Below are 15,467 nucleotides of genomic sequence, written 5' to 3'. Positions count from 1 at the left end.
CCAAAAGCCACAAAAACTTTTAGAATAAAACATGTCTAGCTAACATTATATCAAATATTCAGAAAATTTTAAATTTAAAAACGAGGAAAAGTGAGCTCCGCACCTTTCCTCATCTGAATATGATTGGGTATAGAAATGTTAGTTCTTATTCAAAAATACTACAAGATTTTGAAGTATTTTTAATACCATTTTGATCATTGATAATGGCTTGACCTTGTTCGGTTAAATGATTACCAGCCCAATCTTCGACCATATCTAGATAAGCTAAATCGTCACTATTTCCTTTCCAAGACCAGCCTAGATACCCAACACCTTTTGCTTGAGAGTAGCTCATGATTGTCTTGTAATCGATTGGACCATTTGTGTGTTTAATACCAAATTCACCGATACATAACGGTGCCCCAACGGCTAATGATGAGTCAATATTGTTCTGTACAGCACCGTAGGCACCAGCATATTCGTACATGTGAATAGAGAACATGATGTTCTTTTGTGAGTCAGATTGAAGGACACTTTGACCTGCATCAGCAATTGATTTTGGATATTGTCCCCAGCCAGCACAATCAACCATAATAGTGTTTTTAATGCCGGCGTTACGCAGTTCTGGAATGACTGACTGATAACCTGAAGCCCAGTTTGAACTATCCCAAGCCCCACCCCATTCATTAGCAATGTTCAAAATAACATTTGCTTCGTTTCCAATGAGGGCGTTTTTCATTTCAATCCAATAATTTGCCGCATTTTCCAAATCTTGGATGTTATCAGAACCCGTAGCATCGTGTGCTTCAACGATTGCAATCAAGTGGTTGTCTTTACAAAGTTGCAATAATTTTTGAATTTCAGCAAGTGATGTTTTGCTGTATTGTTGCCCGTCACCCATGACGATGCGAATACAGTTGGCACCTGTTCTTGCGATTGCAGGGATAGCAGTATCTTCTTGTCCTTTATACCAAGCATATGGGTAGTTGATACCACGCATGATAAATGGATTTCCTTTGGCATCGTAAAGTGTTGTGCCACTGGTGTGGAAACCAGTTGTCGTAGTAGGTGTTGTGTCAGAAGGGTTAGTATTTCCACCATCATTTACTTTTGTGAATTCCCATTTTTGGTTTGTGCCATTGGTGTCTGACCACTGTTGGACATTAGCGCCTGCATTTGTCGCACCGTAAGCGACGTCAAGAACTTTTCCGCTAACTGCTGAGACTAACTTGTAAGAGCCATCACCATTATCAACGATTTTCCATTTTTGGCAAGTTCCGTTAGTATCATCCCATTGCTGAACATTTGCACCATCGTAAGTTGCTGCAGAAGCGACGTCGAGAACTTTTCCGCTGTTCACTGATACCAATTTGTAATAACCGTCTCCTGTATCAACGACTGTCCATTTTTGATTGGTACCGTTAGTATCATCCCATTGTTGGACATTAGCGCCCGCATTTTTTGCCCCACGAGCAACATCTAGAACTTTTCCGCTATGTCTAGCTGTGATTTTATAAGTATTCCCTGAAACAATAGCATCAGCTTTTACCTCATGAGCTGACATAGCACCAGTAAGCAAAGCTAGCGCTGTTAATGATCCGACGAGTTTTTTATTCATTAGTTTTCTCCTCTCCCAAATGTTAAAACTAAGTGTTCAATTTAGACATTAATAGTGTTAGTTGTGTAAATCTCCTTTTTGTGACATGTGCTAGTAATTGTATACAAAAACATCAATAAAGTTTCAGGAAGCGCATCCAAAAAGAGTATAACATATTTGAATTAAAAAGTATATATATTAATCGCTGCTTTTTATCAATTTTTTAAAAGACCTTTTTATTTGAATTAACAGCCTAAAAATACCTAAAAAATGAACTTTTTAACTAAGAAAAATAATTTTTTAAAATTTTAAAAAGTGTGGCTTTAATAGTAGAAAAAGAAAAAACACTAAAAAATATAAAGTATTTTTATTTAAATGTATATACTTTTCTAAAATAAAGTGCTATAATGTAAGCGCAAACAAAAAGAAGCTAAATTTAGGAGGGAAAACCTATGAAAAAAGGTTGGCTTACTGTAGGAGTGACTGCACTTGCAGCCGTAACATTAGTTGGTTGTTCAAATGGGAACGCTAAGGATAGTAAAGTGGAAACAATTACTTTCATTAACCACAAGACCGACTGGGAGACTAATGGTAAATGGGATGAGTATCTTGCTGAATTCAATAAAAAGTATCCTGATATCAAAGTCGAAGTTCAGACAATCACTGATTATGCTGGTCAAATGAAAACACGCATGAACAGTAAAGAATATGGTGATGTTTTGATGATTCCTGGTGACATTAGTCCAAAAGACTACGCTAATTTCTTTGAACCCCTCGGAAAAACACAGGATCTATCTGAAAAATATTTAGGTCTTAATGATCGTTCATATCAAGGAACACAATATGGTATTCCAAGTCAGATGAATGCGACTGGTATGGTTGTTAATAAAAAAGTCTTCAAAGATGCGGGAATTAAAGACTTCCCTAAAACTCCAGAAGATTTTATTGCTGCGTTGAAGAAAATAAAAGAAAAAGATAGTGATGTGACACCTCTTTATACCAACTATGCAGCAGGATGGACATTATCTAACTGGGACTTCACTCGTTCAGGAGTAGCAGGTGATCCAGATTTCACCAATAAAATGACGTCTGATACAGCACCTTTCGAGCAAGGTGACACAATGTACACTGTTTACAATACGCTTTATACAGCGGCTAAAGAAGGTCTGGTTGAGTCTGATCCAACGACTAGTGATTGGGAACAATCAAAAGTTGATTTAGCAAATGGAAAAGTTGGGGTTATGGTACTTGGTAGCTGGGCGGTTCCACAAATTCAAGAAGCAAACGAGGATAATGCTGATAATATTAGCTTTGAAGCTTTCCCTGCTACAGCACCGGATGGTAAACAATACATGCCAATTGGTGGTGACTATAATTATGGTATTAACATTCACAGTAAACATAAAAAGGCAGCTCGTAAATTCATCGATTGGATGGTAAATGATTCTAACTATGCTGTTGATAACGGTGGTATTCCTACAGTAAAAGGTGCGAAATATCCAAAAGCTCTTCAAGATAGCCAAGAAGCAGGTGTGGAAGTCCTTGAAGAAAATCCAGCACCAGAAGGTAAAGAATCTCTCTTTAGCGACATTAATAATGAATCTGAATTAGGTATTGGTACTACAGATGCTGAAAAACAACGTATCATTGATTCTGCTATTGGAAATTCAAAAGAATCATTTGACGATATCATGAAAGACTTTAACACAAAATGGGCTAACGCTATTAAAGCAGTTTCTGATAACTAATTTATGTTAGTGAGATGAGACAGTAAAGGAGTTGCAAAAAAGCAGACTCCTTTACTGATGCTCATTGTATGAAATGTTAAGTTATCTTTATCATGCTGGAGGTTATTATGACAAAAAGTAAATTGAGCAAAGAATGGGAAAAACGTCTCTTGGTTTTCTCTTTCACCATCATTCCAGTTCTTCTGTTACTTGTCTTTTCATATTATCCATTGATAAAAATGATTCAATATAGTTTGACGGATTGGAACGGATACAGTCAAGAATCGAATTTTGTTGGGGTAAATAACTACAAAACAGTACTTACAAACCCAAATTATTTTTCAGTCTTTAAGACAAGTCTCTATTATTTCATTGCGACATTTTTCCAATTAGGAATCGCGCTGCTATTTGCGACAATTCTATCTTTCAAGGTGAAATTTGCCAACCTTTGGAAAGGAATTCTGTTCTTCCCATACCTTCTAAATGGTGTTGCGATTGGCTTTATCTTCCTTTATTTCTACAAAGGTGGGGGAACACTTGATACAGTTTTGAAAGCTATTGGTCTTGGTGACCAAATCAAACTGTGGCTTGGGGATCGTTCGATTAATAATATTTCGCTTGCCTTTACATCAATCTGGCGTTATACAGGTTTTAACTTCTTGGTTTTCTTAGGGGCGATTCAGTCTATTAACCCTGAAGTTTATGAAGCAGCTGAGATTGACGGTGCCAACCGTTGGGACCAATTCAGATACATTATCATTCCAAGTATCCGAAATATTGTCTTTCTTAATATCATCTTGGGTGTCAGTGGTTCATTAAGCGTTTTTGATATTCCATATATCATGACAGGAGGTTCAAATGAAACGTCAACTTTCGTTATTCAAACCATTGATACAGCCTTTAAGTACAATAAAGTTGGTTTGGCATCGGCTATGGCAATCATCCTCTTATTTATCGTGATTGTTGTTTCTTTGATTCAAAAAGTTGTCACAAGTGAAAGGAAGACAGTCAAATGAAAAGGAAAAAAATAACAGTTGGAAAAATTCTTCAGTATTTCATTTTGTTGCTTGGGGCAACGGTGGCGCTTTTGCCAATTCTAGTAGTCTTTATCGGTTCTTTTAAATCAAATACAGAATTCTTAAGTACAGGTGTTTTGGAATTGCCAAAATCCCTAGATTTTTCAAACTATAAAACGGCTTTTGTAAATGGGCAAATGTTGCTCGGCTTTAAAAATACTTTGATTATCTTTGTGGTTAGTATGGTTGGAAAATTAACTCTTGCCTCAATGTTTGCTTATGCGGTTAGCCGATTTGATTTTAAACTGAAAAAGCTTATCTTGACGCTCTTTATGCTTGCTATGCTAATTCCTGGTATTACCAGCCAAGTGGCCACTTTCCAAATCATCAATTCACTTGGATTGTTTAACAAGATTTGGTCAGTTATCTTGCTCAATTTGGGGACTGATGTCATTTCTGTCTACGTCTTTTTACAATACCTAGATGAAATTCCAATTTCTCTGGATGAATCAGCTTATCTGGATGGTGCTAGTCATTTTGGCATTTTCTGGCGCATCATTCTTCCAAATTTGAAAGCGCCGATTGTGACTATGTTAATCATCAGTGGTGTCGGTGTTTACAATGACTTTTACAATCCTTTCCTTTATATGCCAGACCGTAATTTGAAAGTTATTTCAACAGCGCTCTTTGCCTTTAAGGGACCTTACGGAACCAATTGGCCTGTTATTTTGGCAGGGGTTGTCATCGTTATTTTGCCAATTTTAATTGTCTTTTTATCACTTCAAAAGTACATCTACAATGGTGTTGCTGGTTCAGTAAAATAGAAAGATTTAGAAGTTGTCTAGAAAGGAACAGCTATGACCGAAAAATCATCGCGTTTGATAGACGCTGTTAATTTAGTTTATACCGTCATGAAGGGCTCAGTGCTCTTCTGGCTGGCTTTGCTAAGTAGAGGTCTTGTCTATGGCTGGGTCTTTGCTATCAAAGTTATTTTGCAGTATTTTGCATCTGATAATCCACAGGATATACGATTCAGAGATTTCATAAAGCAAGTAGAAGAAGTAGCTTATGCTAAAGTGATTTCGGCTATGATGACTTTCTTCTTTAGCTTGGGATTGACTGGTTGGCTACTTAGTCTGGTCAATATAAGCCAGCTATCGTTTGCCATGTTTTATATTGGTGGGCTTGCTTGGCTAGTCTGGTTAGTTATCGTGATTTATTACGTTAAAACACAGTCGTCAAGCGGAGAAAATCAGCTTTATCAAGTCCTTCTTGAGATGAAACGAGACTTTCAAAAGGTTATCTTAATTTTTCTTCTTGCTTTTATCTTTGTGTGGTTAACATTAACTAAAACAATGTTGGGGTGGTTATTATTCCCAGGAATTTATTTTTATCTTGTTGAACGTATTCAAAAAGTCCATTTTAAAGGAGTCGAGTCATGATTCACATTAATGAAGAAGAACAGTCTTTTCATTTGACTAATGGAAAAGTATCGTATGTGTTTAGAGTAATGGAGAGAACAGGGATTTTAGAGCAATTATATTGCGGACCTGCCATTTCTGATTACGAATCGTTTACCTTTTTGATTGAGCGTGAAATTCGCCCAGGAAATAATCTTTATATGGGGTCGAGCTTAATGTCGCTTGAGCATATTAAGCAAGAGTATCCCGTATTTGGGACGACGGATTTTCGTTATCCTGCTTTAGAAATTCAATATCCGACGGGAGATTTGATTTCACATTTTCGCTATGTGGGCTATCGTATTGAAAAAGGAAAAACGGTAACGGGTGCTCTTCCAGGGACTTTTGGAAATGAAGAAGATGTTGAAACGTTGATTGTTTGTTTGAAAGATGACTATGCTGATTTAGAGCTTGAATTGCATTATGCGATTTATGCGAATTATCCTATCATTACGCGTCAGCAAAAAATCATTAACAAGGACACACAAACGGTCTCGATTAAACGTTTTGCTAGTTTTAGTTTAGATCTTCCAAATGAGAATTATGACTGGGTTCATTTAGATGGTGCTTGGGCGCGTGAAAATCATTTATCACGTAGCTCCATTCAAAAAGGTATCCAAAATATTTCAAGCACGAGAGGTCACAGTAGTCACATGCATAACCCATTCTTTGCTGTTTGCTCACCACAAACGTGTGAAAACAGTGGACTTGTTTATGGTTTTAGCTTGATTTATAGTGGAAGCTTTTTAGCCCAAATTGAATCCGATAATTATAATACCTTACGCATACAAATGGGTATTAATCCTTTTCAGTTTGATTGGAAACTGCGACCAGGGCAGCTGTTTGAATCTCCTGAAGCTGTCATGGTTGTCAGCCAATCAGGCTTTAATGGAATGAGTCAGGCTTTTCATGATTTTTATAGAAATCATTTGATTCGAAGTTCATGGAAAAATAAAAAACGACCTATTTTGTTAAATAGTTGGGAGGCGGTGTATTTCGATTTTGATCAAGAAAAGATTTTAAAAGTAGCTGAAGAAGCTAGCAAATTGGGTATCGAACTTTTTGTTCTTGATGATGGCTGGTTTGGCAAGCGAAATAGTGATACAGGTTCACTTGGTAACTGGACAGAAAACAAGGAAAAATTACCAGACGGACTTGCTCATTTAGCTAAGGCTATCAAAGAAAAAGGAATGCTATTTGGACTTTGGTTTGAGCCAGAAATGGTATCAGATGATACTGATTTGTTTGAAGAGCATCCAGATTGGGTCATCGGCAATCCAGAAAAAAATATTTCGCATGGTCGTAACCAATTTGTCCTTGATTTTGGAAATTCTGAGGTAGTTGAAGAAATTTACAAACAAATGGCACACTTGTTATCAACGGTGCCAATTGATTACATTAAGCTAGACATGAACCGCTATATTTCAGAAAGCTTTTCGAATCATTTGCCTAGTGAGCAGCAAGGTGAGGTCAATCATCGTTATATTTTAGGTGTCTATAGTTTGTATGAAAAACTAAATCAAGCATTTCCTGATGTTTTGATTGAGTCTTGTGCAGGTGGCGGGGCACGTTTTGACCCTGGAATGCTTTACTACTCACCACAAATCTGGACAAGTGATGATACAGATGCAGTGGAACGTTTGAGTATTCAGTGGGGAACATCGATGGTCTATCCTTTGTCGACCATGAGTGCCCACGTATCAGCAGTTCCTAATCATCAAGTAGCACGTGTGACTTCGCTTGATATGCGAAAAGATGTTGCCATGTTTGGTGTATTTGGCTACGAATTGAACCCTTTGTCTTTGACAGCAGAGGAAAAAGAAACTGTTAAAGCGCAGATTGAAGAATATCATGCCTATCAAGAATTGATTCAAAATGGTATTTTCTATCGTTTGGATTTGACAGATAAGAATCATGTTGGTTGGATGGTTGTTAGTCGAGATAGAAGCGAAGCTTTAGTTGGTTACTATACCATTTTAGCGCAGCCAAATCCTTCTTATGAACGTCTTAAATTAGTTGGACTAAAAACCGATGCTGCTTACCAAGTATCGGAAGCCGATGATAAAAGTATCCGATTTGGTCGTGATTTAGAAACGGTAGGTATCATTTTAGGAAAAAATTATATTGGAAGAGAAAATGATTATTGGTCACGCGAAATGCCGGGTGACTTTTATGGAAAAATGTATCATTTGCAAGAAATTGTCAAATAACATTTGGAACTTCGAGGCTTCTAGTTTACAATATAGATAAACAAAAGAGTAAGTACATGAACGAAGGAGAAGAAATGGAAAAATACAACCTTATTGCAAATGATGTTCGCAAGAAAATTTTAGAAGGTGTATATCAACCAAATGAGCAATTACCCTTTGAAAAAGATTTTTGTAAAGCATATAAAGTTAGTAAAATGACGGTCAAAAAAGCTCTAGACATTTTAGTTGCAGAAGGGTTGATTTACAAGCGCCGTGGTGCTGGTACCTTTGTCATGGATTTATCGGTTGAAAAAATGGAAAAAATGCTGATGGATATTCAAATGATGGGGACAACAGCTTTTTATCCAGACAAAAAAATTACAAGTCGCGTGATTGATTTTACAGTTGTAAAAGCAAACGCTGAAATTGCAGAGAAGTTAAAAATAAAAGAAACAAGCTTTGTTTATAAAATTCATCGTGTTCGTTTGGTTGATGATAAACCAACAGTTATTGAAGAAACTTACATGCCAATTGATTTGATTACAGGTTTGAAAATCGAGCATGTGGAAAATTCGATTTATGATTACATTGAAAATGACCTTGGCTTGAAGATTCAATCTGGTCACCGAACCATTACGGTTCGACGTGCGACAGATGAAGAAGCTGACTACTTGGCACTTGAACAAGGTGATCCTGTAGCAGTAGCTGTTCAAACAGGTTATTTAACAAATGGAGCTGCGTTTGAATACTCAATTAGTACGCATCGTTATGATGAATTTTCATTGGAGATTGTTTTAACACATCGTTAGCAGTGATCTTGCTACGTAGAAATGGAGAAGAAAATGAATTTAGTCGTGTTTGATATTGGTGGAACTTCTGTGAAATATGGCCATTACCAAGACAGTGCCATTGATAAAAAAGGTTCCTTTCCAACTCCCAAAACTTGGGAAGAAATGAAAGAAAACTTGTATCGTGTCTTTACAGAATTATCAGATGCTGATACCAAAGGAGTTGCTATCTCTAGCCCTGGTGCTGTGGATACTGAAGAAGGTGTGATTAAAGGCTTCAGTGCTATCCCATACATTCATCATTTCAAGATTATTGATGAATTGGAAGCAATGTTTGGCCTACCTGTGACCATCGAAAATGATGCTAACTGTGCAGGTCTAGCTGAAAGTCAATTTGGTATCGGAAAAGACAGTAAAAAATCAATTTACTTCATTCTTGGGACAGGTATTGGTGGTGCGGTTTGCCTTGATGGTAAATTGTACAAAGGAAGTAGCCTTTACGGTGGTGAATTTGGTTTCATGATTATCAAAGACGGCATTACGCTTAGTAACCTAGCTAGTCCCGTTGCCGTGGCTAAAAAATATGCTAAAGAACATGGCTTGACTGATTTTACTGGCAAAGATTTATTTGATTTGGCAGATGCTGGCAATAGCGATGCGAAGGCTGCCTTGTCAGAAATGTATGATGTCATTGCTATCGGCATTTTTAACTGCCTTGTCAGCATTAACCCTGATTTGGTCGGTATTGGTGGCGGTATTTCTGCGCGTGAAGATTTGGTGCCAGAACTTGAAAAACGTCTGCAAAAATTGGTCGAAAAAACCGATGCTCACGGATTAGAATACCAAGTGAAAACTTGCCAATTCCAAAATGACGCCAATCTATTAGGGGCTGTTTCTAACTTTTTGAATAGTAAGTGAGGAACCAGTCATGGAAATTCGTCAACATGATCATCTTGTCTTTTTTGGTGATAGTATCACTGAGTGGGGACGAGATAAGAACAATCCAGAAAGTCTAGGCAATGGTTATGTGAGTCTAGTGGTTGCAGATATCCTAGAACATCATCCTGATTTGAAGCTCCAATTTTTTAATCGAGGAATTGGTGGCAATAAAGTTCAAGATTTGGTAGACCGAGTGGAGGACTGCCTATCTTGCCAACCTGATGCACTTGTTTTAATGGTTGGGATTAACGATGTTTGGCACCTTGTTGGAAAAGATGGCTTTGCTAGTTTAGCTGAGCAAAAGCGCTTTGAAACTACCTACCGAAAATTATTGCAAACCTTAAAGGATGCAGGAATTGACCGCATTTTGCTAATGGAACCTTATGTTCTTGATTACCCAGAAGACCGTATAGAGTGGCGACGTGATTTGGATCCAAAAATACAGATTGTACGTCACTTAGCGCGTGAGTTTAAGTTAGAATTGATTCCGCTTGACGGGCTGATGAATGAGCAAGCTCTTCGCAGTGGCAGACGAGAATTAACTGGTGAAGATGGTGTTCATCCGACTTTGGCAGGGGCGATGGTCATTGCCCAAGAAATTTTGAAACGTCTTACTTTTGTTTATTAAAGTGGAGGGATTAAATGAGAATTGAAGATGCTTTAAGACAATGGGGCGATTATCAAGGCCGTCAAGACAAACCAGCTGATTTTGATGCGTTTTGGGCAAAGGCTAAAAAAGAAGTGGAAATGTTAGGGACAGATTGTGAGTTGGTTCCAGCGGATTTTACTTCAAGTGTGGCAGATTGTTATGACCTGTTTTTCACAGGGGTTTATCAGTCTAGAATTTACGCACAATTGCTTTTACCTAAAACATCACAGCAGAAATTTCCCGTGATTTTTCAATTTCACGGCTATCATAGCGATGTTGGTGACTGGTCAGATAAATTAGCTTTGGTGGCAGAAGGTTACGCCATCGTAGCCATGTCTGTTCGTGGACAAGGTGGTAAATCAGAAGACCATTTGCAAACAAATGGTGGAACCTTAAAAGGACATCTGATTCGAGGGATTGAAGACGGAGCCGAAAATCTTTTTTATCGTGCGGTTTTTCAAGATGTCTATCAATTAACGCAAGTAGTTAGTCAGCTGTCTTTTGTGGATTCTTCGCAGATGATAGCTTACGGTGTTTCGCAAGGCGGTGCTTTAGCTTTGGTTTGTGCGGCATTGTGCCCGACGATTAAACGGGTGTTTGTGCAATATCCATTTTTAAGTGATTATCGCACAGCTTACAGTCTTGATGTCACTCAATCAGCTTATGAAGAATTAGCTTATTATTTCCGCTTTCGTGACCCTTTGCATGAAAATGAAGAAAAAGTTTTTGTGACGCTTGATTATGTAAATATTCAGTATATGGCTGACTGGATAAAAGCAGATGTTGTCTGGGCGATGGGCTTAGAAGACCGAGTTTGTCACCCCAAAACACAATTTGCTGTTTATAACCACGTTCAAGTACCGAAAAAACTTTATTTTTACCCAGAATACGGTCACGAATACTTGCCAAAATTTAATGACATAATTCATCAAACTTTGATTAACGATTAAAAAGTTGACCTGAACAGTTTTGGTTCAGGTCTTTTTGGGTGATGCATTGGTATTTTGGGGCGTTTAGTGTTAAAATAATATACAATATAAATCTGTATGCAAAAGAAGAGGTCCTTATGGCAAAAATTGTGAATTTGACGGGTGAAGAGGTCGTTGCCCTAACGGCCCAATATATGAGTGAATCTGATGTGGCAATTGTTCAGAAAGCATTAGATTATGCGACTAAAGCACATATTTCCCAAGTTAGACAATCAGGTGAGCCTTACATTATTCATCCTATTCAAGTTGCTGGTATTTTAGCAGATCTTCATCTTGATGTGGTGACAGTGGCTTGTGGTTTTTTGCATGACGTTGTTGAAGATACTGATATCACTTTGGATGAGATTGAGGCGGAATTTGGTAAAGATGTCCGTATTATCGTAGATGGCGTTACAAAACTTGGTAAAGTTGAGTACAAATCACATGAAGAACAGCTTGCTGAAAATCACCGCAAAATGTTGATGGCTATGTCTAAGGATATCCGTGTGATTTTGGTAAAATTGGCAGACCGTCTCCACAATATGCGTACTTTGAAGCATCTTCGTAAGGACAAACAAGAACGCATTTCACGTGAAACCATGGAAATCTATGCTCCACTGGCTCATCGTTTGGGGATTAGCCGTATCAAATGGGAATTGGAAGACTTGTCTTTCCGTTACCTTAATGAAATTGAGTTCTATAAGATTTCTCACATGATGAATGAGAAACGTCGAGAACGTGAAGCTTTGGTTGATGAGATTGTTAAGAAAATCAAAGACTACACTGAAGAACAAGGTCTTTACGGCGATGTTTATGGTCGACCAAAACACATTTATTCTATTTATCGCAAGATGCGTGATAAAAAGAAACGTTTTGACCAAATCTATGACTTGATTGCCATCCGTTGTATCATGGAGACACCTAGTGACGTTTATGCTATGGTTGGTTACATTCATGAGTTGTGGCGTCCAATGCCGGGCCGCTTTAAAGATTACATTGCCGCCCCTAAAGCTAATGGTTATCAGTCAATTCACACGACTGTGTATGGACCAAAAGGACCAATCGAAATTCAAATCCGTACTAAAGAAATGCACCAAGTTGCTGAATACGGGGTAGCCGCTCACTGGGCTTATAAAAAAGGGATTAAAGGCAAGGTAGACAGCCAAGAACAAGCTGTCGGTATGAGTTGGATAAAAGAGTTGGTTGAATTGCAAGACGCCTCAAATGGTGATGCGGTAGACTTTGTCGACTCAGTTAAACAAGATATCTTCTCAGAACGTATCTACGTCTTCACCCCAACAGGTGCTGTGCAAGAATTGCCAAAAGATTCAGGACCAATTGATTTTGCTTATGCTATCCACACTCAAGTTGGTGAAAAGGCCGTCGGTGCTAAAGTTAATGGCCGTATGGTACCACTAACAGCTAAACTAAAAACAGGTGATGTAGTCGAAATTGTGACTAATCCAAATTCATTTGGACCAAGCCGCGACTGGATTAAGATTGTTAAGACAAACAAAGCCCGTAACCGTATCCGTCAATTCTTGAAAAATCAAGATAAGGAATTGTCCGTCAACAAAGGTCGTGAACTTTTGGTGGATTATTTCCAAGATCAAGGCTATGTGGCTAATAAATACCTTGATAAAAAACACCTTGAAGCTATTTTGCCACGCTTTAGTGTCCGTAGTGAAGAAGCTCTTTATGCGGCCGTTGGATTTGGTGAAATTAGCGCAGCTGCTGTCTTTAATCGATTGACTGAAAAAGAACGCCGCGAAGAAGAACGTGCTAAAGCGAAAGCTGAAGCAGACGAATTGATGAACGGTGGCGAAATCAAGACAGAAAACAAAGATGTCTTAAAAGTTCGTAGTGAAAACGGCGTTATCATCCAAGGGGCTTCGGGTCTCTTGATGCGTATCGCCAAATGTTGTAACCCAGTTCCAGGTGATCCAATTGAAGGTTATATTACCAAAGGTCGTGGAGTTGCTATCCACCGTGCAGACTGCCATAATATCAAGAGTCAAGAAGGGTACGAACAACGTCTGATTGAAGTTGAATGGGATGATACTTCTTGCGCCAATAATGATTACATAGCTGAAATTGATATTTATGGTTTGAACCGTTCAGGGCTTCTAAACGATGTTCTTCAAGTCCTTTCAAATGTTACTAAGAATATTTCAACTGTCAATGCTCAGCCAAGTAAGGATATGAAGTTTGCTAATATCCACGTCAGCTTCACGATTCCTAACTTGACAGAATTAACAGCGGTTGTTGATAAAATTAAAATTATCCCAGACGTTTATTCCGTTAAACGTACCAATGGGTAGGAAATCATAAAAGGAAATCTAGGGTAAAAGTCCTGGATTTCCTTTTTTTATTTTTCTGAAAATGGTAAAATGACAGTAATGAAAGCGAATTTATTTTCAGAAAGGATTAGACATGAAAGTAGTCATTCAGCGTGTAAAAGAAGCGCAAGTTGTGATTGAGGATGAGCTTGTTGGAGATATCAATCAAGGATTATTATTGCTAGTTGGAGTAGGACCAGATGATACCCAAGAAGATCTTGATTATGCGGTGCGTAAAATCACTAATATGCGTATTTTTTCAGATGATATGGGCAAGATGAATTTGTCAGTTCAAGATATTAAGGGAAGTATCTTGTCAGTATCTCAATTTACTTTGTTTGCTGATACAAAAAAAGGAAACCGCCCTGCATTTACAGGAGCTGCTAAGCCTGATAAAGCATCAGCAATGTACGATACTTTCAATGAAGCTTTAGCCCAATTTGTTCCCGTTGAAACTGGTGTTTTTGGTGCAGATATGCAAGTTAGCCTTGTTAATGATGGACCTGTTACCATTATCTTGGATACACAATCGCGGTAAGTCTAGATTGGAGAAGAACGGAGGTGGAGTATGTCACTAGAGAGATTATTTCCAGAAGCTGTTGAAGCTGGAAAAGTTGAGCATTCAGAAGAATGGGTAGCTGTTGAAGAAAATGGTCAAACCTATTACCTTCCTTTAGCAAATCTTAGTGAGCGAGAAAAAGCTCTTTTGGCTTTGAAAAATGATGGCATCTTAGATGATAAGGTGACTGAAAATCCTTGGTATCGTTACTTAGTCCAAGATGATTTAAGCCTGGCACAAGATTACAAATCCCTTCAAATCATTTATATCGATCACAAGGAGGCCTTGCCAGAAGAGTTATTTGATTTTTTTACAACACTATTGCCAAATTTGCTTGCGCCTGTAGTGATTTCAAAGACTCGGACCTTGCTTATTCTGAATCAAGAAGAATTAATTGAAGCAGAAGAATTAATGAATGATGTGCTACCAACTTTGGAAAGTGACTTTGGGATTAAGTTGACGATTTTCTTTGGTAATGTGTGGTGTAAGTTTCAGGCAGATGATTTACCTGCTTTTTACAGAGAAGAAAGCCGCTTATTTGCCAATATGAGACATTATCGTGGTAATGAACGGACGATAAGTTTTTCACAAATGTTGCTTTTGGCCTATGCACATCAGCTTGATTTGCCAGCTATTAAGCATAAAATTCTACAAGCGATTGATGACAGTAAAGATATCAGAATGATTATTATGACCATGTGGCAAGAACAAGGAAATCTTGCTAAAACGGCGCAAAGTCTTTATATTCATCGTAATTCTCTCCACTATAAACTTGAAAAGTTTCGCCTATTATCTGGGCTAAATTTAAAGAATCTTAATGATTTGGCTTTTTCTTATTTGTTAATTATGGAAAATTAGATTTTGGGCACATTGCACAAAAAATCTTGTAACTCCTGACTATGGTTTGTAAGCGTTATCTTTGTTATAATGAAGCCACATAGATCAAAGGAGTTAAAAAATGGTAGAACTTAATCTTAATCATATTTACAAAAAATACCCAAATGCAAGCCACTATGCTGTTGAAGATTTCGATCTTGACATTAAAGATAAAGAATTTATCGTTTTCGTTGGACCTTCAGGTTGTGGTAAATCAACAACTCTTCGTATGGTAGCTGGTCTTGAAGATATCACAGAAGGTGAACTTAAAATTGATGGTGAAGTTGTTAATGACAAAGCACCAAAAGACCGTGACATCGCCATGGTTTTCCAAAACTATGCCCTTTATCCGCACATGACTGTTTATGATAACATGGCATT

The 15,467-nt window shown here is 37.8% G+C and carries 14 protein-coding genes; 13 read left to right on the top strand and 1 reads right to left on the bottom strand.

Going from position 1 to position 15,467, the window contains the following annotated elements; translation table 11 throughout:
* Positions 1–145 precede the first annotated feature (145 nt).
* Positions 146–1,597, bottom strand: a complete 1,452-nt coding sequence (locus B4D49_RS05870) for an RICIN domain-containing protein (RefSeq protein ID WP_286783515.1) — start codon at positions 1,595–1,597, stop codon at positions 146–148.
* Positions 1,598–2,028: 431 nt separating this feature from the next.
* Between B4D49_RS05870 and B4D49_RS05865 the strand changes: the two genes are divergently transcribed.
* From B4D49_RS05865 to B4D49_RS05805, 13 genes are all read left to right on the top strand, one after another.
* Positions 2,029–3,324 carry an ABC transporter substrate-binding protein gene (locus B4D49_RS05865; protein ID WP_074567050.1) on the top strand — a complete coding sequence of 432 codons (1,296 nt, stop codon included), beginning with the start codon at positions 2,029–2,031 and terminating at the stop codon, positions 3,322–3,324.
* Between the two features lie 107 nt (positions 3,325–3,431).
* On the top strand, positions 3,432–4,319 hold the full coding sequence (locus tag B4D49_RS05860; RefSeq protein WP_286783514.1) for a carbohydrate ABC transporter permease: 888 nt from the start codon (positions 3,432–3,434) through the stop codon (positions 4,317–4,319).
* Positions 4,316–5,143 carry a carbohydrate ABC transporter permease gene (locus tag B4D49_RS05855; RefSeq protein WP_074564921.1) on the top strand — a complete coding sequence of 276 codons (828 nt, stop codon included), beginning with the start codon at positions 4,316–4,318 and terminating at the stop codon, positions 5,141–5,143. Before B4D49_RS05860 ends, B4D49_RS05855 begins: the two co-directional genes overlap by 4 nt.
* Before the next feature lie 33 nt (positions 5,144–5,176).
* On the top strand, positions 5,177–5,761 hold the full coding sequence (locus B4D49_RS05850; protein ID WP_286783513.1) for a hypothetical protein: 585 nt from the start codon (positions 5,177–5,179) through the stop codon (positions 5,759–5,761).
* On the top strand, positions 5,758–7,989 hold the full coding sequence (locus tag B4D49_RS05845) for an alpha-galactosidase (RefSeq protein ID WP_286783512.1): 2,232 nt from the start codon (positions 5,758–5,760) through the stop codon (positions 7,987–7,989). The genes B4D49_RS05850 and B4D49_RS05845 overlap by 4 nt, the downstream gene beginning before the upstream one ends.
* A 74-nt stretch (positions 7,990–8,063) precedes the next feature.
* Entirely contained in the window at positions 8,064–8,777 is a 714-nt protein-coding gene (locus B4D49_RS05840; protein ID WP_074482912.1) for a GntR family transcriptional regulator, read from the top strand.
* 33 nt (positions 8,778–8,810) lie between these two features.
* Positions 8,811–9,674 (top strand): ROK family protein, encoded by an 864-nt coding sequence (locus tag B4D49_RS05835; protein WP_286783511.1) that lies wholly within the window; start codon positions 8,811–8,813, stop codon positions 9,672–9,674.
* Between the two features lie 10 nt (positions 9,675–9,684).
* Entirely contained in the window at positions 9,685–10,323 is a 639-nt protein-coding gene (locus tag B4D49_RS05830; RefSeq protein WP_286783510.1) for an SGNH/GDSL hydrolase family protein, read from the top strand.
* 14 nt (positions 10,324–10,337) lie between these two features.
* Positions 10,338–11,294, top strand: coding sequence for an acetylxylan esterase (locus tag B4D49_RS05825; RefSeq protein ID WP_286783509.1), 957 nt, complete (start codon positions 10,338–10,340; stop codon positions 11,292–11,294).
* Positions 11,295–11,410: 116 nt separating this feature from the next.
* Positions 11,411–13,633: a RelA/SpoT family protein gene (locus B4D49_RS05820; RefSeq protein WP_074482909.1), complete on the top strand. Its 2,223-nt coding sequence runs from the start codon at positions 11,411–11,413 to the stop codon at positions 13,631–13,633.
* A 112-nt stretch (positions 13,634–13,745) separates the two neighbouring features.
* Positions 13,746–14,189 (top strand): D-aminoacyl-tRNA deacylase, encoded by a 444-nt coding sequence (dtd, locus tag B4D49_RS05815; protein ID WP_199544643.1) that lies wholly within the window; start codon positions 13,746–13,748, stop codon positions 14,187–14,189.
* A 30-nt stretch (positions 14,190–14,219) separates the two neighbouring features.
* Complete coding sequence (locus B4D49_RS05810; RefSeq protein ID WP_132868889.1) at positions 14,220–15,068, top strand: helix-turn-helix domain-containing protein; 849 nt, start codon at positions 14,220–14,222, stop codon at positions 15,066–15,068.
* Between the two features lie 100 nt (positions 15,069–15,168).
* Positions 15,169–15,467: ATP-binding cassette domain-containing protein (locus B4D49_RS05805; protein ID WP_286783508.1), on the top strand; the 299-nt coding region annotated here is incomplete at its 3' end.

This window comes from Streptococcus sp. UBA4344, assembly GCF_002393675.1.
In the GTDB taxonomy this organism is placed as follows: domain Bacteria; phylum Bacillota; class Bacilli; order Lactobacillales; family Streptococcaceae; genus Streptococcus; species Streptococcus vicugnae.
The sequence above is the reverse complement of the archived record's forward strand: the minus strand, read 5'-3'. Positions and strand labels throughout refer to the sequence as shown.